Source organism: Flavobacterium sp. WC2409 (assembly GCF_041200085.1).
Lineage (GTDB): Bacteria > Bacteroidota > Bacteroidia > Flavobacteriales > Flavobacteriaceae > Flavobacterium.
Genome location: NZ_CP165625.1, coordinates 2,513,353 through 2,534,766 on the forward strand (window position 1 = coordinate 2,513,353; position 21,414 = coordinate 2,534,766).

At 33.0% G+C, this 21,414-nt stretch carries 12 protein-coding genes and 1 tRNA gene; all 13 read right to left on the minus strand.

The window, feature by feature from the left end; translation table 11 throughout:
• Positions 1 to 15 precede the first annotated feature (15 nt).
• A complete protein-coding gene (locus AB3G34_RS10800; protein ID WP_369752459.1) occupies positions 16 to 3,039 on the minus strand; it encodes a SusC/RagA family TonB-linked outer membrane protein in 3,024 nt (1,007 codons plus the stop codon).
• A gap of 1,192 nt (positions 3,040 to 4,231) precedes the next feature.
• On the minus strand, positions 4,232 to 8,413 hold the full coding sequence (locus AB3G34_RS10805; RefSeq protein ID WP_369752460.1) for a two-component regulator propeller domain-containing protein: 4,182 nt from the start codon (positions 8,411 to 8,413) through the stop codon (positions 4,232 to 4,234).
• A 321-nt stretch (positions 8,414 to 8,734) separates the two neighbouring features.
• Positions 8,735 to 9,082 carry a hypothetical protein gene (locus tag AB3G34_RS10810; protein ID WP_367754848.1) on the minus strand — a complete coding sequence of 116 codons (348 nt, stop codon included), beginning with the start codon at positions 9,080 to 9,082 and terminating at the stop codon, positions 8,735 to 8,737.
• Positions 9,083 to 9,350: 268 nt separating this feature from the next.
• Positions 9,351 to 9,662, minus strand: coding sequence for a DUF3467 domain-containing protein (locus AB3G34_RS10815; protein ID WP_331578288.1), 312 nt, complete (start codon positions 9,660 to 9,662; stop codon positions 9,351 to 9,353).
• Between the two features lie 3 nt (positions 9,663 to 9,665).
• The gene (gene rpoC, locus AB3G34_RS10820; protein ID WP_367754850.1) at positions 9,666 to 13,976 is read right to left on the minus strand and encodes a DNA-directed RNA polymerase subunit beta'; all 4,311 of its coding nucleotides are present in this window, start codon (positions 13,974 to 13,976) and stop codon (positions 9,666 to 9,668) included.
• Positions 13,977 to 14,268: 292 nt separating this feature from the next.
• Positions 14,269 to 18,081, minus strand: coding sequence for a DNA-directed RNA polymerase subunit beta (rpoB, locus tag AB3G34_RS10825; protein WP_367771745.1), 3,813 nt, complete (start codon positions 18,079 to 18,081; stop codon positions 14,269 to 14,271).
• A 275-nt stretch (positions 18,082 to 18,356) separates the two neighbouring features.
• Positions 18,357 to 18,725 carry a 50S ribosomal protein L7/L12 gene (gene rplL / locus AB3G34_RS10830; RefSeq protein ID WP_026708579.1) on the minus strand — a complete coding sequence of 123 codons (369 nt, stop codon included), beginning with the start codon at positions 18,723 to 18,725 and terminating at the stop codon, positions 18,357 to 18,359.
• Between the two features lie 92 nt (positions 18,726 to 18,817).
• Positions 18,818 to 19,321 (minus strand): 50S ribosomal protein L10, encoded by a 504-nt coding sequence (gene rplJ, locus AB3G34_RS10835; RefSeq protein ID WP_367754854.1) that lies wholly within the window; start codon positions 19,319 to 19,321, stop codon positions 18,818 to 18,820.
• Positions 19,322 to 19,343: 22 nt separating this feature from the next.
• Entirely contained in the window at positions 19,344 to 20,033 is a 690-nt protein-coding gene (gene rplA / locus AB3G34_RS10840; RefSeq protein WP_367754857.1) for a 50S ribosomal protein L1, read from the minus strand.
• 13 nt (positions 20,034 to 20,046) lie between these two features.
• A complete protein-coding gene (gene rplK, locus AB3G34_RS10845; RefSeq protein ID WP_367754859.1) occupies positions 20,047 to 20,484 on the minus strand; it encodes a 50S ribosomal protein L11 in 438 nt (145 codons plus the stop codon).
• A gap of 70 nt (positions 20,485 to 20,554) precedes the next feature.
• Positions 20,555 to 21,106 (minus strand): transcription termination/antitermination protein NusG, encoded by a 552-nt coding sequence (gene nusG / locus AB3G34_RS10850; protein ID WP_367754861.1) that lies wholly within the window; start codon positions 21,104 to 21,106, stop codon positions 20,555 to 20,557.
• 8 nt (positions 21,107 to 21,114) lie between these two features.
• Positions 21,115 to 21,312 (minus strand): preprotein translocase subunit SecE, encoded by a 198-nt coding sequence (gene secE / locus AB3G34_RS10855; RefSeq protein WP_367754863.1) that lies wholly within the window; start codon positions 21,310 to 21,312, stop codon positions 21,115 to 21,117.
• A gap of 19 nt (positions 21,313 to 21,331) precedes the next feature.
• Positions 21,332 to 21,402, minus strand: a tRNA-Trp gene (locus AB3G34_RS10860).
• Between the last annotated feature and the right edge of the window lie 12 nt (positions 21,403 to 21,414).

Below are 21,414 nucleotides of genomic sequence, written 5' to 3' on the forward strand. Positions count from 1 at the left end.
TAATGTTTTATTTTATTAAAATTCAAGTGACAAACCAAGTAATATTTTAGCAGCTACTGGATAATATCCTCTATCCACTCCTATACTATTATCAGAAAAACTTCCTGCTTCAGGATCCAAACCATTATATTTAGTAAAGGTAAAATAGTCATCTAAAGAAATATAAGTTCTTAGTTTTTTCAATTTCATTTTATTAGAAACATCCTTAGAGAAATTATATCCTAATTGAATTTGTTTAATTCTCATATAAGAACCATCTTTTACTACTAAATCAGTATCGTATGCAGATGTTGCATATTGCGCAGCTGGATAAGATGCAATATCTCCTGCTTGTTGCCATCTACCCGTAAAAAATTCAATTGGGTGATTGGTAAGCGGTCTTGAAGTCTGGTGGTAAGCTTCAAAAATATCATTCCCTTGCGTACCTTGAAATCTAATGTTTAAATCAATGCCTTTATATCCAAATTGAATATTTCCTCCAAAAAGAATATCAGGGTGAGGAGAACCAATTTTTGTTTTATCGTTTGATGTAATTCCAGGAACACCATCGGTATCTACAATTTTTATTTTTCCTGTTGCAGGATCTATACCGTCAGTTTTATATCCATAGAAATACCATAATGGTAATCCTTTTTGGAAACGAGTTACACCATCATTGTTTTGCGGTGCCAGTGCACCTATTATAAAACCATTGTCACCTACATAACTAATATCGGTAACTTCATTATGCAAGGTTGACAAATTAAAGTCTATACCATAACTAAAACCACCCGCTGTTTTATCACTGTACCCCATTTCAAATTCAAACCCTTTATTTTCAACTGTTCCAGCATTAATAGAAGGAACTCCTACACCTAAAGATGGAGGTGCAATGATATTTCCATTTACAAGAAGTAAATTTCTAGTTGTTTTAACATAATAGTCAACTGAAAAATTTAGTCTATTATTTAATGCTCTTAAATCTAAACCTAAATCCAATTGTTCAGAACGTTCCCATTCTAAATTGGTATTTGGTAAATTCCCTGGAGTAATACCAGTTTGACCTTCGTAAACAACTGGAACTGTTAAAGCGGTTTCTGTTGCTACAGTTTGGAATATTAAGCTGTTTATGTAAGTGCTTAAATTGTTATCACTACCATTTTGTCCCCAACTAGCTCGTAGTTTTAGATAATCAATTTTCGAGCCTTCTTTCCAAAAATTTTCTTTAGATACTAACCAACCAGCAGAAGCTGCAGGGAAATACCCCGATTTTTTTGAAGTCGGAAAATAACTAGAAGTATCATTACGCAACGAGCCTTCTAATAAATATTTCCCCATATAGTCATATGAAATTCTTCCAAAAACTGAGCTTCCCCTTTTTTCAACAATACTACCACCAATTACATCATTGTTACGGTTTGCAAAGTCAAAGTATGCAAACTGGTCTGTTTGATCATGAATTTGTGCCCCGCGTAAAGAATAAAATGGATTCTTCGTTTTCTCAGATGAATACCCTAATAATCCCGTTAAATTATGATTTCCAAATTCTTTAGTGTAGCTCGCAAAATTTTCCCATAACCATTTTGAACTTCTTGAAATCTGATTGTTTAATGTTACAGTAGAATTTTGAGCTTCTGACGATACAACCCAAATAGGACTCCATCTATTATCAAAAGTATTTGTTCTTTCATATCCGAATCTAGAGGTAAATGATAAACCTTCCGCTAAATTCAATTTAGCAAACACCGATGTTAAAATTTTATCCGTATCAATACCTCCTCTAAATGTATAATTTGCTAATCCCACAGGGTTGACAGCCTCACCCGTTGCATAAGTTGGGTATCCATAAACATTCCCATTACCATCTGTCATAGCTGTTCCTGCAGCTACTCCAGCTAAAGCTCGTGCAGGTAAAGTTCCTGTATAAATTACGGGCGTTAATGGATCCATAACTAAAGCTTGAGTAACAACTCCAGCTGTTGAATTATCTTCAGTAATAGGCGAAGACCCTATATTTGAATAGGTCATATTAGAACCTATTTCTAGCCAATCATTGACTTGAGATTTAAGATTAAGTCTTCCTGTAAATCTTTTATAGTTTGAATCTTTACCAACAACTCCATCTTGATCCATATAGGAGCTTGAAAAATAGAAAGACGTTTTCTCGTTCGCTCCAGAGATACTTAAATCATGTCTTTGTGTAGCGGCATTTTTAAAAGTTTCATCGATCCAATTTGTATTAATACCGTTATCAACTACATTAGTTCTTCCTGCCTCTTGGAAATAAGTTACAAATTGAGACGCATTCATCAACTTCATATTAGACCTAACGGATTGAGTACCTATTTGCGTACTGTAGCTAACTATTGTTTCTCCAGGCTTACCTTGTTTAGTTGTAATAATGATAACTCCATTTGCTCCTTGTGTACCGTAAATTGCAGAAGATGCAGCATCTTTTAAAACCTCCATGCTAGCAATGTCATTTGGAGAAATATTATCTATGGAACTTACTTTCATTCCATCAACAATATATAATGGATCTGAATTTCCATTAGAACCAGCGCCTCTAATTCTAACTTTAGAACTAGAACCTGGAGCCCCAGAAGAAGACACAACAGTAACACCTGATGTTTTACCCTGTAACACGGACTCAACACGTGCTGATGAAGAATTTTGAATATCAGCAGAACTAATACTAGAAATCGCCCCTGTTACTAGACTTTTCTTCTTTGCCCCATAACCTACAACCACAACTTCGTCTAAAGCATTTGAATTCTCTTCCAAGGATACATTAATTGGAGATTTCCCTTTATAAATAATCTCTTGGGATTTATAACCAATAAAAGTGAAGACTAAAACATCTCCATTCTTAGCATTGATTTTAAAAGCACCATCAAAATCTGTTTGTACCCCTACAGTTGTACCTTTAACCGACACATTAACACCAGGAATAGGACCTGTTTTATCGGATACAATCCCCGATACAGATTGAGCATAAATAATACTTCCAAATAATAAAAATACTGGAAGTATTAATTTTTTTAGTAGTTTGTTTTTCATAAAAATTTAGTTTGGTTTAGTAATTTGTTTTGGTTAGCTAAGAGATTTAATTTTTAAAAAAGAATAAATGCGAATAACAAAAAGTACAGTGAGATCATCTAAATAGTTGTATTTCAACAAATAATTTCATTAATAAAATTCAAACTCCATAGTTTGACAAATGTTAATAAAATCCAAAAATTTAAATATCATTTTTAAAGCAATAGCTATAAATTTTAGAGCTATTACCAATTTAATTAACCTTTAAGTGAAGTATTTATAGACAATGCAACAATTTTTATAGTCTAAAATTTCATTTTACGTAAAAAAAACCTTGTGAAAAAACATTTATCATTTTTTAATCCTGTAATTAATTATTTCTCAAACCAAATAGAGTAGTAGAAGGCTGTTAATTAACTGTTTGGTTGGATAAAATTATTTTTAAGTTAAAAAAAGGCACAAAAGTCATCAAGAAATCCTTTTCTAGACTTAGGTCCAAATAGAAAAGGACAAAAAAGAAGATTATGATATACGGATTAGTAATTTTGAATGCAGCAGTTATTGGATGAATCTCCTAACTGATTTAGGAGCATTTGTTGTTCAATACTGAAGTGTTTTTCAGAAATCCCAAACTCAAATATGCGTAATCTATCAAATTAGAAAAGTTTGAAAATATCTTATTTGGAAGAATCGTATATAATCCTTTGCCAATTATAACGATCTAACCAAAGTAGTTAAACGATTTTACTAACAAATGAAAAATAAATGTTTTTATGTTCTCAAACCTTGGTACGAAAACTGGGAGGAGCTTACAGATTTGTTGACTTTTCAATTGTAATCCGAAAAATTATACATACCACTATGCAATTGAAAATCTTACTGGTAAAATCCAAAAAACTAAACCAAAAAAAAAACTGGCATTACCTACAGATGAGTCAGTTCAGAATTCAGTTTTTTTTTGGGGCTTTAGAGAAGAAACAAAAAAGAGTACATTTCAACTTATCATTGGAGAATTGTTTTAAACTCATTTCCTGTTACATAAAAAAAGGCTTCGATTATAAAATCGAAGCCTAACATTTAACTTACATACTGTTGGAGAGCATGTCGTTTTTATTTACAAATCCATTTCAACTTGCACACTTTTTGGAATAGTATGTCAAGTCGGTTTAATAAAAATAATTCCACGCTAACTTACCTTCAAATAAATCAATAATTAGAGCTCATTTTTTTTGATTTTAACATCTGTTGGTAACATCTCAAAATAACTCTTAAAGCATTTTGTAAAATAGGATGGGGATGAAAATCCTGTTTTATAACAAACGTCACTTATACTCAAATTCTCGTTTTCTAAAATTTGTTTTGCTTTTTGAAGTCGAACATTTCTTAAAAACTCATTAGCAGTCTGGTTCGTGAGTACTTTAATTTTTCTATAAAACTGACTTCTACTCAATTTTACTTGAGTAGCAAGTAATTCTATATTTAAATCCGGATTATTTATATTTTCTTTAATATAGTTTAACACTTTCTCAATAAATTCTTTATCTAACGATAATGTTTTACCCCCCTCAGGAACTTCACTAATTAAACTAAAATATTTATTAAAAATCAGCTGCCTGCTTGTTATTAACTGGGATAAACGAAGCCTTAACAACCTCATGTCAAAAGGTTTAGCCATATAAGCATCCGCACCCATTTCAATACCTTCTATTCTATCTTCGATTTCAGTTTTGGCAGTTAGCATTAATAAAGGAATATGACTTGTTCTTAAGTCTCCTTTTATTTTTTCACAAAAATCGAACCCATCCATTTCTGGCATCATGACATCTGTTAATATAATATCTGGAAGGAACTCATTAACTAAATCCATCCCTCTTTTCCCATTATTAGCAACTAAAACCTTGTACTCATTTTCAAGTTCATTTTTTAAATAATCTCTAAATTCATAATTATCTTCTACTATTAACAATGTATATTTATGTAAATTATCATCTATAACAATAATTTCCTCTACTTTTTCCTTTTCTACATCTATTTCAAGATTTATAATTGCTTGTTCGTTTTTAACTTGAACCTCTACACTATCTAAAAATATTTCATCATCATCAAAATGTGATTTTCCTATTGGCAAAATGATTGTAAAACTAGTTCCTTCTCCTACTTTACTGTCAACTTTAATTTCGCCTTTATGTAACCTAACAAAATCTCGAACTAATTCTAAACCAATACCTGTACCTCCATAATAACTTTTATTCAAATTTTCAACTTGATAGAACCGCTCAAATATTTTTTCCAATTCTCCTTTTTCAATGCCCGGACCTGTATCCGAAACAATAATTTCTACCACTTTTACCCCCTCCGTTTTATGCACTAAAGGTAAATGAAATAACTTATCCGTTGATTGTACGTTTATATTGATTGCCCCACCGTTTGGTGTAACCTTAATAGCATTTGATAGGATATTGAAAATAATTTTTTCCAACATACCTGCATCACTCCAAATTGAAACATCTGCAACATCTGAATCTAGATCAAATTCTATTCCTTTGATAGACAATTCTTCTCTAAAATGGATTACTATATCTTTAATAAAATCCAACAAATTTAATTTTACAGCTTTAACCTTTACTTTATTTGATTCAAGTTTTCTAAAATCTAATAGCTCATTTAGCAATCGATAAAGTCTATTTGTGTTTTTATGAATAATAGTAAGCTTTTCTTTTGTTCGAATGGGGAGGTTTAAGCTGTCATCTCTAATAATATCTTCAATAGGGTTCTTAATTAAAGCAAGGGGTGTTCTTAATTCATGGGATATATTAGTAAAAAACTGAAACTTTTTTTCATTTAAGGCCTTTTCTTGTAATTTTCTACTTTGTTCTAGAGCTATTTCTTCTTTTTTAGATAGCCTAATAAGCATCATTTTATTTATATAATAGATCCCTAAAAAAAATAATACAACATAAGAAAACCAAGCCAAATTTGATTTCCACCAAGGTGGTAAAACAGTTATTTTTAGTTCTAATATTTCTTTATTCCATTTGCCATCACTATTGGCAGATTTTAACTTGAATATATAATCTCCTTGCCCCAAATTTGTATAGGTGGCACTTTTTGACCTACCTACATAATTCCATGATTTTTCTAAACCTTCGAGATAATAGGCATATTGATTCTTCTCGGGTCTGGTGTAGTTAATTCCTGTATATTCAATAGTAAAGACAGATTGAGAATTGTTTAAAGTAATATTCCTAGTTGATCCAATAACACTTTTAAGAGGTGACCCTTCCTGATTAGTTGTAACCGTTTTATTAAATAACTTAAAGTCTGTTAAATATAATGATGGCAAAACATTATTAACCATAATATTTGAAGGGTTGAAATAATCTAATCCAGAATAACCTCCAAAATATATGATTCCTTTTTCATCTCTAAAAGTAGCATTTCGGTTAAAATCATTAGAAAGGAGTCCATCATTTTTTGTATAACTCGTAATCGTATTGGTTTTTACATCTAATCTAGCAATCCCTGAATTTGAACTTAGCCAAATATTGCCTTCCAAATCACCAATAATACCAACTATATTATCGGCTTCTAAACCATTTGCTTTGTTATACCAATTAAAACTATCAGTTTTACCACTATATTTACATAAACCAGCCCCTTTTGTTCCAATCCATATTGATCCATCCTCACCTTCATATAGTGACAAAATGTCTTCAGTTTTTGCATAATTTTTAAATTCCTTAGACATCCTATTAGCCATTGATACAATAGAAAACGTATTCCCTGCTAACTTTTTTATCTTAAACAAACCTATATTTCTTGTTGCTACCCAAAGGTTACCTTTTTTATCAACCAATACTTTAGAAACATAACTTTCTGAAATACGATGTTTTAGAAACGGTGCTGATCTATGGTTGGTAAATTTTCCCGTTTCAGGATTGTACGAATGTAGACCTTTATCCCTACTAGCACACCACATGATTCCATCTAAATCTTCAGCAATGCTGATGATATTATTTGAGATTAAACCTCCACCTGTATTTTTTACTGTGAAATTAATGAATTTTTTATCACCATTCTTTAAAAAATACAACCCTCCGTTCCAGGTACCTGCCCAAATATTTTGTTTGCTGTCAATAAATAATGCCTCAACATAATTATTGGTCAACCCAGAAAAGACCTTGTTTTCGGTAGAACTAATATGAGTATAATGACCTGACTTAGGCTCAAAAACATCAATACCTCCCCCATCCATAGCTATCCAAAATCTGTTAAGATGATCCTTTACAATAGAGGTAACAGAACTTATTTGTAATGAATTAGCAATACCAGGTAGACATTCTAGATTATCAAACTTATCATATAACTTGTCATAAATACCGATTCCTTCATTATAATAACCAATCCATATACGTTCATTACGATCCAAGAATAAATACCAAATAGAATTACATAAAATGTTTTTTCTCTCGGATTTGCTCGATAGATAGTGATTTAAAATTTGTCCGTTGGCATCAATATGAAATAATCCATCATTCTCCGTACCACACATTACCGTTTTGTCCGGTAAAGTAATAATTGATAAAAGACGGTTTGGTGAAATTTGAAAATGACTAATCTCAAATAGATGATTTTTACTATTATCGTTCCTCTTAATTTTAAATAAGCCAGTAGAAACAGTTCCAATCCATATATTATCACTTTCTATCAATAAACATTGAACAGGTTCATTAATGGACTTAAACCCTTCCTTATTTTTAAAAATAGAACGTCTAAGTGTATTAGTTTTAGCATCAAACTCCTTAAGACCTTTATCAGTTCCAGCATATACCTTTCCCTTAGAGTCCACCTTTAACGCATTTATCGAAACAGTAGTCGGTAAGTTAGTTTCCTGAAATGATATTTTTTCTACTTTAAATGTATTTAAATCCAGCTTGAATAATCCAAGTTCTAAAGTACCAATAAATAAGCTCCCCCTATTATCACCTATTAAACTCTTAACCAAAACTTTTACTTTGTTTCTTTTGAATTCGGACAAAAGAATTCTTTTAAAACAATCATTCTTGTAGTCATATAAATTGAGTCCATCATCAGTACCAAACCACAATCTGTTCTTACTATCAAGATAGGAACAATTAATAGTATTGTTACTTAATGAGGTAGGATCATTTGGTTTGAATTTATATATCTTGTACTCAGTACCATCAAATTTATTTAATCCAGCTCCACTGGTCCCAAGCCAAATAAAACCATAATGATCTTGAATTATAGTTTGAACGCCTATTTGGGAAATGCTTTCTTTTATATTAACAAATCTATACTTCTCAACTTGATTTTGAGACCAAATAGTTAACGATAACAACACCAAATAACAAACAAACAAAATTCTTTTCATAGTAAACACCCCCTTCTTCAAACTAAATAGAATTAAAATTAGAATTTTAAATATTCTAAATCATTTAAATTTAAGAAGTCAAAAAATCTTAAATCAACTGATACAGAAAAGATAAAGATATTTAAAAACTCGAGTTGGCGGAAAATTTATTTGAAAAAATAGCAACAAATTATTATTTTTTGTTTGTTTATTTCCTATTAAGTGTGTTAATTTTTTAGGCTGGGTAAATTAAATTGTGTAATGCTGTTTCAGAATAAGAGGCATAAAAAAAACGCTAATTCACATTAGCGTTTTTTTTATCCCTTTTAAATTTTATTTTGTTTATGCTAAAGCACTTTCAAAATTCACTGCTTTTTTCAAGAAAGCTTTAATCAATAAACGATTAGGTGCCAACCCAGAAGTCATAATTTGTTTTTTTGTATTTATACCCTCAGTAGATATTGTACTGTTTGGATCTTGTTTTGAACCCATGAACCAAAGAACAAATTCCATATTAGCTGCTTTGTTATTTTCTTGTTTAACCTCATTAGTAGATTCTGTAGTATTTGATACTAAAGAATTAACAATTTGAGTTTGAGAAAATGAAACATTAGACAACAAAATAAAAGCAAACATTAAAAATAATGTTATTGAATTTCTCTTGTTATTTATAGCTACTGAATTGATCATAATTTTTGTTTTTCAATAAGGATTATTAATTTATCTCCTTATTCTTTAGCAAAAATACAACCGCATTAGACTTTTAAAAAATATTTCCGATGAACACCACTTAAACTCGTTAACTAACAAAAGAACAGTTTAAACGCTAATATGTACGTTCACTGACCTACTAATTTTCACATTAACAACAAATATTTACTACTTACTACGAATATCCCATTTGCAATAATAAGATATAACAAAAAAGGCTCCATAAAAATGGAGCCTTTAATAAAAATTATGCTTGTCCTGCAGGACCAAAATTCAGCGGTATTGGAGGTTGTTCAGTATCTTTAATCTCACCATGGGCAAGTTCAAAACGATGAATATTTTCTCCAATTGCTTTCAACAATCTTTTGGCATGCTGCGGAGTCAAAACTATTCTTGACTTTACTTTAGCTTTAGGAATACCAGGCATGATACTTACAAAATCGAGAACAAACTCTGAAGATGAATGATTAATTATTGCTAAATTGGAATAAATTCCTTCAGCAGTTTTTTCATCCAACTCTATATTAATTTGTTCCTGTTGTTGTTTAGAATTACTCATATCTTAATAAATATATTCCTCTTTATTAGCCATCATATCATTATAATCTTCTTTTGATCCTACTATCGTGTGATCGTATTCTCTCATACCAGTTCCGGCAGGGATTCTATGACCAACAATAACATTTTCTTTCAATCCTTCTAAATAATCAATTTTACCCGCAACAGCAGCTTCGTTTAATACTTTAGTTGTTTCTTGGAAAGAAGCAGCAGAAATAAATGATTTTGTTTGTAATGACGCTCTCGTAATACCTTGTAAAACTGGAGTACCAGTAGCAGTAATAACATCGCGTGCTACAACAATATTTTTATCATTACGTTTTAAAAGTGAATTTTCATCACGTAATTCACGAGGCGTTATAATTTGACCTTCTTTTAGGTTAGTCGAATCACCAGCTTCTTCAACAACTTTCATACCATAAAGCTTATCATTTTGAACGATAAAATCTTTAGTATGAATCAATTGATCTTCTAAGAATAAAGTATCTCCAGGATCTTGAACTCTCACTTTACGCATCATTTGACGTATTACTACTTCAAAGTGCTTGTCGTTAATTTTCACCCCTTGTAAACGGTATACTTCTTGAATTTCATTAACCAAATACTGTTGAACAGCAGCAGGTCCTTTAATTCTTAAGATATCATCTGGTGTGATTGCTCCATCAGATAAAGGTACACCAGCTCTTACGAAGTCATTTTCTTGAACAAGAATTTGACTTGAAAGTTTTACTAAGTACTTTCTGATGTCACCAAATTTAGATTCGATAACAATCTCACGGTTACCTCTTTTGATTTTTCCAAAAGAAACAACACCATCAATTTCAGAAACTACAGCTGGATTAGATGGATTACGAGCTTCTAACAACTCTGTAATTCTTGGTAAACCTCCTGTAATATCTCCTGATTTAGAAGAACGACGTGGAATTTTAACCAATACTTTACCTGCTTTAATTTTCTCCCCATTTTCAACCATTAAGTGGGCACCTACTGGTAAGTTGTAAGAACGAATCAATTCACCTTCTTTACCGTAAACCAATAAAGTAGGTATTAATTTTTTAGCTCTTGACTCAGAAATTACTTTTTCTTGGAAACCCGTTTGCTCATCAATTTCAACCATAAATGATTGACCTTGCTCTAAATCTTCGTAAGCAATTTTACCCGTGAATTCCGAAACAATAACTCCATTATATGGATCCCATTTACAGATTACATCTCCTTTTGCAACGGATTGACCGTCTTTTACAAAAATACTTGAACCGTAAGGGATATTATGAGTATTTAATAAAATACCTGTTTTTTCGTCAATTAATTTTAATTCAGTTGAACGAGAAACTACGATGTCAACTGCATTACCATCATTGTCTTCACCTTTAACAGTTTTTAAATCTTCAATTTCTAGTTTACCGTTAAATTTAGTAACGATGCTAGATTCTTCAGAAATACCACCCGCAACCCCTCCAACGTGGAAAGTACGTAATGTCAGCTGTGTACCTGGTTCTCCAATAGATTGTGCTGCAATTACACCAACTGCCTCACCTCTTTGTGTCATTTTACCAGTAGCTAAGTTTCTACCGTAACATTTAGCACAAATACCTTTAGGAGCTTCACATACAAGAGGCGAACGAACTTCCACTTTCTCGATTGGAGAAGCTTCAATTACTTTCATTATTGCCTCAGTAATTTGTTGTCCAGATTGTACTAATACTTCATTAGTTAAAGGATTAATGACATCTTGCAATGCAACACGCCCTAAAATTCTTTCTCCTAATGATTCAACAATTTCTTCATTCTTTTTCAATGCTGAAACTTCAACACCTCTTAATGTTCCACAATCTTCGATGTTAACAATAACATCTTGAGAAACATCATGCAATCTTCTTGTTAAATATCCTGCATCCGCCGTTTTCAAGGCAGTATCCGCAAGACCTTTACGCGCACCGTGAGTAGAGATAAAATACTCAAGGATAGAAAGACCTTCTTTAAAGTTAGAAAGAATCGGATTTTCAATAATTTCCCCACCACCAGCGGTCGATTTTTTAGGCTTAGCCATCAAACCACGCATACCAGTTAACTGACGAATTTGTTCTTTGGAACCCCTTGCTCCAGAATCAAGCATCATATACACTGAGTTGAAACCTTGTTGGTCTTCTCTAATGTTTTTCATTGCTAATTCAGTAAGCTGAGCATTTGCAGAAGTCCATACATCAATAACTTGGTTGTAACGTTCGTTATTTGTAATAAGACCCATGTTATAATTAGCAGAGATACCTTCAACTTGCTCTCTAGCATCTGCAATTAATTTTGGTTTTTGCTCTGGAATTCTAATATCACCTAATGAGAATGATAATCCTCCTCTAAAGGCGAATTTATACCCCATATCTTTCATATTATCCAAGAAAGCTGCTGTTTCAGGTACACTAGTCGCGTTTAATACGTGACCAATAATATCTCTAAGGTTTTTCTTAGTTAATACATCATTGATATAACCTGCTGCTTCTGGTACTACTTCATTAAATAATACACGACCCGCAGTAGTTTGAATGATTTTATATACTAATTCTCCAGCATCATTAAAATCTTTAGCTCTAATTCTAACACGAGCATTCAATTCTAATTTACCTTCGTTTAATGCAATATTTACTTCTTCAGCAGAATAGAAAGTCAAATCTTGACCTAAAATAATGTGTTCAGGAGTTGAGATACGTTCTTTGGTCATATAATATAGACCCAAAACCATATCCTGAGAAGGTACAGTAATTGGCGCACCATTTGCAGGATTCAGAATGTTATGAGAAGCCAACATTAATAATTGTGCTTCAAGAATAGCTTCTGGTCCTAACGGCAAGTGAACTGCCATTTGATCCCCATCAAAATCCGCATTAAATGCAGTACAAACTAAAGGGTGCAATTGGATTGCTTTTCCTTCAATTAATTTTGGTTGGAACGCTTGTATACCTAATCTGTGCAAAGTAGGAGCACGATTCAGTAATATTGGGTGACCTTTAATTACATTTTCAAGGATATCCCAAACTACTGGCTCTTTCTTATCTATTATTTTCTTAGCTGATTTTACAGTTTTAACAATACCTCTTTCTATCAATTTACGGATAACAAAAGGTTTGTATAGTTCAGCTGCCATATCTTTAGGGATACCACATTCGAACAATTTCAATTCAGGTCCAACAACAATTACCGAACGAGCAGAATAATCCACACGTTTTCCAAGTAAGTTTTGACGGAAACGTCCTTGCTTACCTTTAAGGGAATCAGATAATGATTTTAATGGTCTGTTAGATTCTGTTTTAACAGCAGATGCTTTTCTTGTATTGTCAAATAATGAATCTACTGATTCTTGCAACATACGTTTCTCGTTTCTTAAGATCACTTCTGGAGCTTTAATCTCCATTAATCTTTTCAAACGGTTGTTACGTATAATTACACGACGGTATAAATCATTTAAATCTGAAGTTGCAAAACGACCTCCATCAAGTGGCACAAGTGGACGTAATTCTGGTGGAATAACAGGAACTACTTTCATAATCATCCATTCTGGACGATTCTCACGGTTCAAGTTAGATTCACGGAAAGACTCAACAACTTGTAATCTTTTTAATGCTTCTGTTTTACGTTGTTTAGACGTTTCATTGTTAGCACTATGTCTTAATTGGTAAGATAACTCATCCAGATCAATACGAGCTAATAAGTCCATAATACATTCAGCTCCCATTTTGGCAACGAATTTATTAGGATCGAAATCATCTAAATACTGATTATCAGCAGGAAGTGTATCTAAGATATTCAAATATTCCTCTTCAGTTAAGAAGTCTAATCTTTGAACTGATTCACCTTCTGCATTTTTAGCAATACCAGCTTGGATTACTACGTATCTTTCGTAGTAAATGATCATGTCTAATTTCTTAGATGGAAGACCAAGGATATAACCAATTTTATTTGGAAGAGAACGGAAATACCAGATGTGAGCGATAGGCACAACAAGGTTGATATGACCCACTCTATCTCTACGTACTTTTTTCTCAGTAACTTCTACTCCACAACGGTCACAAATAATTCCTTTGTAACGAATTCTTTTGTATTTACCACAAGCACATTCAAAATCCTTAACTGGTCCAAAAATTCTTTCACAGAAAAGACCGTCACGCTCAGGCTTGTGCGTACGGTAATTGATAGTTTCTGGTTTTAAAACTTCACCTCTTGATTCTTTCAAGATAGATTCAGGAGAAGCAAGACCAATCGAAATTTTATTAAACCTTTTTACAGGATTCTTATCTTTATTATTATTTCTATTATTCATCATAGTTTTTACTATTGATTTATTAGCAATTGAAAATTGATTCTCGTTTTAGTCTAAAGTCAAATGTCATAAAGTTTTTAAAGTCATAAACGACTTTGGACTTTCGACTTTCAAACTTTCGACTATAACATTACCTCGGCTTACTTCTCTAAACTTCAAACGACTTGAAGTGCTAATTAAAAACTAAATTTAGTTCATTAAAAAATCGGAACGGGTTACGGGTATAAATCCTAAAAACTCTTAAAAATGAGAATTCAGCCCCGAAAAAATCAAGGCTGAAAACTACTAAATATTATTATTCTTCTAATCTAATGTCTAATCCAAGACCTTTCAATTCATGCATCAATACATTGAATGATTCAGGTAATCCTGGTTCTGGCATAGACTCTCCTTTTACGATAGCTTCGTAAGTTTTAGCTCTACCAATTACATCATCAGACTTCACTGTCAAGATTTCTCTAAGTGTACTTGACGCTCCATAAGCCTCAAGTGCCCAAACCTCCATCTCTCCAAAACGTTGACCTCCAAATTGAGCTTTACCTCCAAGTGGTTGTTGTGTAATCAACGAGTATGGTCCGATAGAACGTGCGTGCATCTTATCATCAACCATGTGTCCTAATTTTAACATATAGATCACACCTACAGTTGCTGCTTGATGGAAACGCTCTCCAGTACCACCATCATAAAGGTGTGTATGTCCAAAACGTGGCACTCCAGCTTCGTCAGTCAATTCATTAATTTGGTCAAGAGAAGCACCATCAAAAATTGGAGTAGCAAATTTTCTACCTAAGTTTTGTCCAGCCCAACCTAATACCGTTTCATAAATTTGACCGATGTTCATACGTGAAGGTACCCCAAGTGGATTCAACACAATATCAACTGGCGTTCCGTCTTCAAGGAAAGGCATATCTTCATGACGAACAATACGAGCAACAATACCTTTGTTACCGTGACGTCCAGCCATTTTATCCCCTACTTTCAACTTACGTTTTTTGGCAATATATACTTTAGCTAATTTCAAGATTCCTGCTGGCAATTCATCTCCAACAGTAATAGTGAATTTCTCTCTTCTTAATGCACCTTGTAAATCATTCAACTTAATTTTATAGTTATGAATTAATTCATTCACCATTTTATTAGTTGAGTCATCCGCAACCCATTGACCTTTGCTTAAGTGAGCAAAATCTTCAACAGCATAAAGCATTTTTTGAGTATATTTTTTACCTTTTGGTAAAACTTCTTCACCCAAATCATTCATTACACCTTGAGATGTTTTACCGTTAACGATTAAGAAAAGTTTTTCAACTAATTTGTCTTTTAATTCAACAAATTTAGTTTCGAATTCCATTTCTAAAGCGCCTAAAGCATCTTTATCTTGAGTACGTTTGCGTTTATCTTTTACTGCTCTTGCAAATAATTTTTTGTCTAAAACAACACCATGTAAAGAAGGAGAAGCTTTTAATGAAGCATCTTTTACATCACCTGCTTTATCCCCGAAGATTGCACGAAGCAATTTCTCTTCTGGAGTAGGATCTGATTCCCCTTTTGGAGTAATTTTACCGATAAGAATATCACCAGGTTTAACCTCGGCACCAATTCTAATCATACCATTTTCATCTAAGTCTTTAGTAGCCTCTTCAGAAACGTTTGGTATATCATTTGTCAATTCTTCGTTACCTAATTTAGTATCTCTAACTTCTAATGAATAATCATCAACGTGAATAGAGGTAAAAATATCGTCACGAACTACTTTTTCAGAAATTACAATCGCATCCTCAAAGTTGTATCCTTTCCATGGCATAAACGCCACTTTCAAGTTACGACCTAAAGCTAGCTCCCCATTTTGAGTTGCATAACCTTCTGATAATACTTGTCCAAGAACTACTCTATCCCCTTTTCTTACGATAGGTTTAAGGTTAATACTTGTTCCTTGATTGGTTTTTCTAAATTTAATTAGATTGTATGTTTTCTCATCAGTATCAAAACTTACCATTCTTTCTTCCTCAGAACGATCGTATTTAATAGTAATAATATTAGCATCTACATATTCAATAACTCCAGGACCTTCAGCATTTATCAATACTCTAGAATCAGAAGCTACTTGACGCTCTAAACCAGTTCCAACAATTGGAGCTTCAGGACGAATTAATGGTACGGCCTGACGCATCATGTTAGATCCCATCAAGGCTCTATTCGCATCATCATGTTCCAAGAAAGGAATCAAAGAGGCAGATATAGAAGCAATTTGGTTTGGAGCAACGTCTGTATAATCTACTTGAGCAGGATCAATAACAGGGAAATCACCTTCTTGACGCGCAATTACGTTTTCGGCAATGATTTTTCCAGAATTGTCCATTTCAATATTCGCTTGCGCGATTAACATTCCTTCTTCTTCTTCAGCACTTAAGTAAATAGGAGTAGACTCTAAATCTACAACTCCATTAGTTACTTTACGGTAAGGTGTTTCAATGAATCCCATTCCGTTTACTTTAGCATAAACTCCAAGAGATGAAATCAAACCAATGTTTGGTCCCTCTGGTGTTTCAATAGGACATAAACGTCCGTAATGTGTATAGTGAACGTCACGAACCTCAAATCCAGCTCTTTCTCTCGAAAGTCCACCTGGTCCTAGTGCAGATAATCTTCTTTTGTGCGTTATCTCAGCTAGTGGATTCGTTTGATCCATAAATTGAGACAACTGGTTTGTTCCAAAGAAAGAGTTGATAACAGATGATAATGTTTTAGCATTAATCAAATCTATTGGTGTAAACACCTCGTTATCTCTAACGTTCATACGCTCTCTAATAGTTCTAGCCATACGCGCTAAACCAACACCGAATTGTTGCGACAATTGTTCTCCAACTGTTCTAACACGACGGTTTGATAAGTGGTCAATATCATCAATATCTGCTTTTGCATTTATTAATTCAATCAAATACTTAACGATAGTTATGATATCTTCTTTGGTAAGCACTTGCTTTTCCATTGGAATATCTAAACCAAGTTTTTTATTCATTCTATAACGACCTACTTCACCTAAGTTGTAACGTTGGTCAGAGAAGAATAATTTATCTATAATACCACGAGCAGTTTCTTCATCAGGCGGTTCTGCGTTACGCAATTGTCTGTAGATATGCTCAACAGCTTCTTTTTCAGAGTTTGTTGGATCTTTTTGTAACGTGTTATGGATGATAGCATAATCAGCTTGATTAGCATCCTCTTTATGTAACAAAATAGATTTAACGTTAGAATCAATGATTTCTTCCACATTATCTTTGTCGATAATAGTATCTCTATCAAGGATTATTTCGTTACGTTCGATAGAAACTACTTCACCAGTATCTTCATCTACGAAATCTTCATGCCATGTATTTAATACACGAGCAGCTAATTTTCTACCGATATATTTTTTAAGTCCTGTTTTAGAAACTTTAATTTCTTCAGCAAGGTCAAAAATCTCAAGGATATCCTTGTCTCTTTCGAAACCTATTGCACGGAATAAAGTAGTTACAGGTAATTTTTTCTTTCTGTCGATATAAGCATACATTACGCTATTGATATCTGTAGAAAATTCTATCCAAGATCCTTTAAAAGGAATTACTCTGGCAGAATATAATTTTGTTCCATTCGCATGAAAAGACTGTCCAAAGAAAACCCCTGGAGATCTATGTAACTGAGAAACAACAACACGTTCAGCACCATTGATTACAAAGGTACCACTTGGCGTCATATAAGGAATTGTTCCTAGATATACATCTTGAACAATTGTTTCAAAGTCTTCGTGCTCTGGATCTGTACAATACAGTTTTAACCTTGCTTTTAAAGGTACACTATGTGTCAAACCTCTTTCTATACATTCTTGAATTGTATAACGTGGTGGATCCACAAAGTAGTCAAGGAATTCCAATACAAAGTTGTTTCTTGTATCTGTAATTGGAAAATTTTCCATGAAGGTATTATAAAGTCCTTCATTGCCTCTTTCATCAGATTTAGTTTCTAATTGAAAAAAATCTTGAAAAGATTTTACCTGAACATCTAGAAAATCTGGATAGTTCGGGATATTTTTTGTAGAGGCAAAATTCAATCTTTCAGTCTGATTTGTTATCATCAATGGACAAAATTTTGATTAAAAAGTAATTTTTTGTGTATAAACAAGAATTTATTTATACTTTTCTTTTACGACCATCACATCTTTAAAAACCAATTTAAGATAACTACTTTCTTATTATCTGTTAATTTTTTTTCCTCGTAATGGGTAAAAGGAATTTAATCTGAAAATCTATTTTGCAGTAAAACAAGATAGACTTTTATTATACGAAAAATGGTTTAGGTCTTTGGGCGACTAAACCCAAGACCTAAACCTAATTCTAAACTAAGAATGAATTATTTCAATTCAACTACAGCTCCAGCTTCTTCTAACGATTTTTTAAGACCTTCAGCCTCTTCTTTAGAAACACCTTCTTTAACGTTTGATGGAGCAGAATCAACTACATCTTTAGCTTCTTTCAAACCTAAACCTGTAAGTTCTTTTACCATTTTCACAACAGCTAATTTAGAAGCACCAGCTTCTTTCAATACAACTGTGAATTCAGTTTGAGCTTCTTCAGCAGCTTCTCCACCACCTGCAGAAACTACTACAGCTGCAGCAGCTGGTTCGATTCCGTACTCATCTTTTAATATTGTTGCTAATTCGTTAACTTCTTTTACAGTTAAATTAACTAATTGTTCTGCGAATTGTTTCAAATCTGCCATTTTTTCTATCGTTTTAAAATGATTTGTAAAATTATATTTTGTTTATTGTGCGCATTGTAAATAATAAAACTGAAGGAAACCTCCTTTTTTTATTATGCTTCTTCTGTTTGCTCTTCTCCAGCAAATTTGTTTTGAAGTGCAGAGATAATTCTTTGTGCTGGTGATTGAAGTAATCCAATAAGTTCACCAAGAAGCTCTTCTTTAGATTTGATAGTTGCTAACGCATCTAATTGATCATCTCCAATATAAACTTCAGCATTAATATAAGCTCCTTTTAAAACTGGCTTAGCCGATTTTTTACGGAAGTCTTTAATTATCTTACCAGGTGCATTTGCAACATCTGAGATAAAAATAGCACTATTCCCAGTTAAAACTGTAGGCAAGTCACCATATTCATTTTCAGAAACCTCCATTGCTTTTACAAGCAAAGTGTTTTTTACCACCTCTAATTTTATACCTGCTTTAAAGCAAGCTCTTCTCAACTTTGAAGTTGTATCTGCATTTAGTCCAGAAATATCTGCTATATAAACAATATTTGTACCAGCTAACTGTGCAGTTAAATCTTCAATCGCGATTGATTTTTCTTCTCTAGTCATACTAAAAATTTTTAACTACCAATTATACTGCTTTAGGGTCAAGCGCAATAGCTGGACTCATAGTGCTTGTAAGGTAGATACTTTTGATGTAAACTCCTTTAGCCGCAGTTGGTTTAAGTTTGATTAATGTTTGAATAATTTCGTGAGCATTGTCAAAAATTTGTTCAGCCCCAAAAGAAACTTTACCAATTCCTGCATGCACTATACCAGTTTTATCAACTTTGAAATCGATTTTACCAGCTTTCACCTCTTGAACAGCTTTTGCAACATCCATAGTTACAGTACCTGTTTTAGGGTTTGGCATTAAACCACGTGGTCCTAAAATACGACCTAATGGACCTAATTTACCCATAACACTTGGCATAGTGATGATAACATCAACATCTGTCCAACCATCTTTAATTTTTTGTAAATACTCGTCAAGACCTACATAGTCTGCTCCAGCTTCTTTAGCTTCCGCTTCTTTGTCTGGAGTAACTAATGCCAATACTTTAACATCTTTACCAGTTCCATGAGGCAATGTTACCACACCTCTAACCATTTGATTCGCTTTTCTTGGATCTACACCCAATCGAACTGCGATATCAACAGACTCATCAAATTTTGCAGAAGAAACAACTTTAATTAATGCCGCAGCATCTTTTAAAGTATATAGTTTGTTCTTTTCAATTTTTGAAGCAGCCTCTTTTTGCTTTTTTGTCAATTTTGCCATGTTTTTCTCTTAATTAAAAAGGAGAATCTCCTGATACAGTTATACCCATAGATCTAGCTGTTCCAGCAACCATACTCATCGCAGCTTCCATAGTGAACGCGTTTAAGTCTGGCATTTTGTCTTCAGCAATAGCTCTAATTTGTTCCCAAGTAACACTAGCTACTTTTTTACGATTAGGTTCACCTGAACCAGATTTTAGCTTTGCAGCTTCCAATAACTGAACCGCTGCTGGAGGAGTTTTAACAACAAAATCAAATGATTTGTCTTTATACACAGTAATTTGTACTGGGCATATTTTGCCGGGCTTATCTTGAGTTCTAGCATTAAATTGCTTACAAAACTCCATGATGTTTACCCCAGCAGCTCCTAAAGCAGGTCCAACCGGTGGCGACGGATTCGCAGCACCTCCCTTAACTTGTAGTTTAACTACCTTACTAATTTCTTTAGCCATTTTTTAAAAAATTTAACACTACAATCTTTGGAAGCGATTGTAATGGATATTATATGTAATGTAACAAAAATTATACTTTTTCAACTTGCATAAAACTCAATTCTAAAGGTGTTTTTCTTCCGAAAATTTTCACCATTACTTCTAGTTTACGCTTTTCTTCATTGATTTTTTCAACCGTTCCGTTAAAACCATTAAAAGGGCCATCAATAACCTTAATAGTTTCTCCCAAATTGAAAGGAATAGCACGAGTATCAGTATTAACTGCCAACTCATCTACTTTACCTAGCATTCTATTAACTTCAGAAAGTCTTAAAGGAACAGGCTCACCACCTTTAGTCTCACCCAAAAAACCAATAACACTAGTTATAGACTTAATAATATGAGGTATCTCTCCAACAAGATTTGCTTCAATCATAACATAACCAGGAAAATAAACTTTATCCTTGATTATTTTTTTTCCTTCTTTTACAGTAACTACTTTTTCAGTAGGAACTAGAACTTGAGAAACATAATCACCCATCTCTAATCTAGAGATTTCAGTTTCTATGTAAGCTTTCACTTTATTCTCCTGTCCACTTACTGCACGAACAACATACCACTTTTTTACATTATTATCTGCCATCACAAAAACTACGCTTTTATCCAGTTAAAAAATCCAGCTAATGCTTTTGCAAAAAACTCATCTACTCCCCATGTTGCCAAAGCGAATAGAACAGAAAAAATAGCAACAACAATCGTTAGACGTTGCACCTCAGCCCATGTTGGCCAAGTCATATTTGACTTTAATTCCTCAAATGCTTCTGATATGTAATTAACTACTTTTGCCATTATGATATATTTTATTTTGCACGGGCGGAGGGATTCGAACCCCCATCAACGGTTTTGGAGACCGCTATTCTACCCTTGAACTACGCCCGTATTAAAAACCAG

Bases quoted from the DNA above. Each gene is read 5' to 3' on its own strand.
- AB3G34_RS10800 (WP_369752459.1), bottom strand. From the start codon at position 3,039: ATGAAAAACAAACTACTAAAAAAATTAATACTTCCAGTATTTTTATTA.
- AB3G34_RS10805 (WP_369752460.1), bottom strand. From the start codon at position 8,413: ATGAAAAGAATTTTGTTTGTTTGTTATTTGGTGTTGTTATCGTTAACT.
- AB3G34_RS10810 (WP_367754848.1), bottom strand. From the start codon at position 9,082: ATGATCAATTCAGTAGCTATAAATAACAAGAGAAATTCAATAACATTA.
- AB3G34_RS10815 (WP_331578288.1), bottom strand. From the start codon at position 9,662: ATGAGTAATTCTAAACAACAACAGGAACAAATTAATATAGAGTTGGAT.
- rpoC (WP_367754850.1), bottom strand. From the start codon at position 13,976: ATGATGAATAATAGAAATAATAATAAAGATAAGAATCCTGTAAAAAGG.
- rpoB (WP_367771745.1), bottom strand. From the start codon at position 18,081: ATGATAACAAATCAGACTGAAAGATTGAATTTTGCCTCTACAAAAAAT.
- rplL (WP_026708579.1), bottom strand. From the start codon at position 18,725: ATGGCAGATTTGAAACAATTCGCAGAACAATTAGTTAATTTAACTGTA.
- rplJ (WP_367754854.1), bottom strand. From the start codon at position 19,321: ATGACTAGAGAAGAAAAATCAATCGCGATTGAAGATTTAACTGCACAG.
- rplA (WP_367754857.1), bottom strand. From the start codon at position 20,033: ATGGCAAAATTGACAAAAAAGCAAAAAGAGGCTGCTTCAAAAATTGAA.
- rplK (WP_367754859.1), bottom strand. From the start codon at position 20,484: ATGGCTAAAGAAATTAGTAAGGTAGTTAAACTACAAGTTAAGGGAGGT.
- nusG (WP_367754861.1), bottom strand. From the start codon at position 21,106: ATGGCAGATAATAATGTAAAAAAGTGGTATGTTGTTCGTGCAGTAAGT.
- secE (WP_367754863.1), bottom strand. From the start codon at position 21,312: ATGGCAAAAGTAGTTAATTACATATCAGAAGCATTTGAGGAATTAAAG.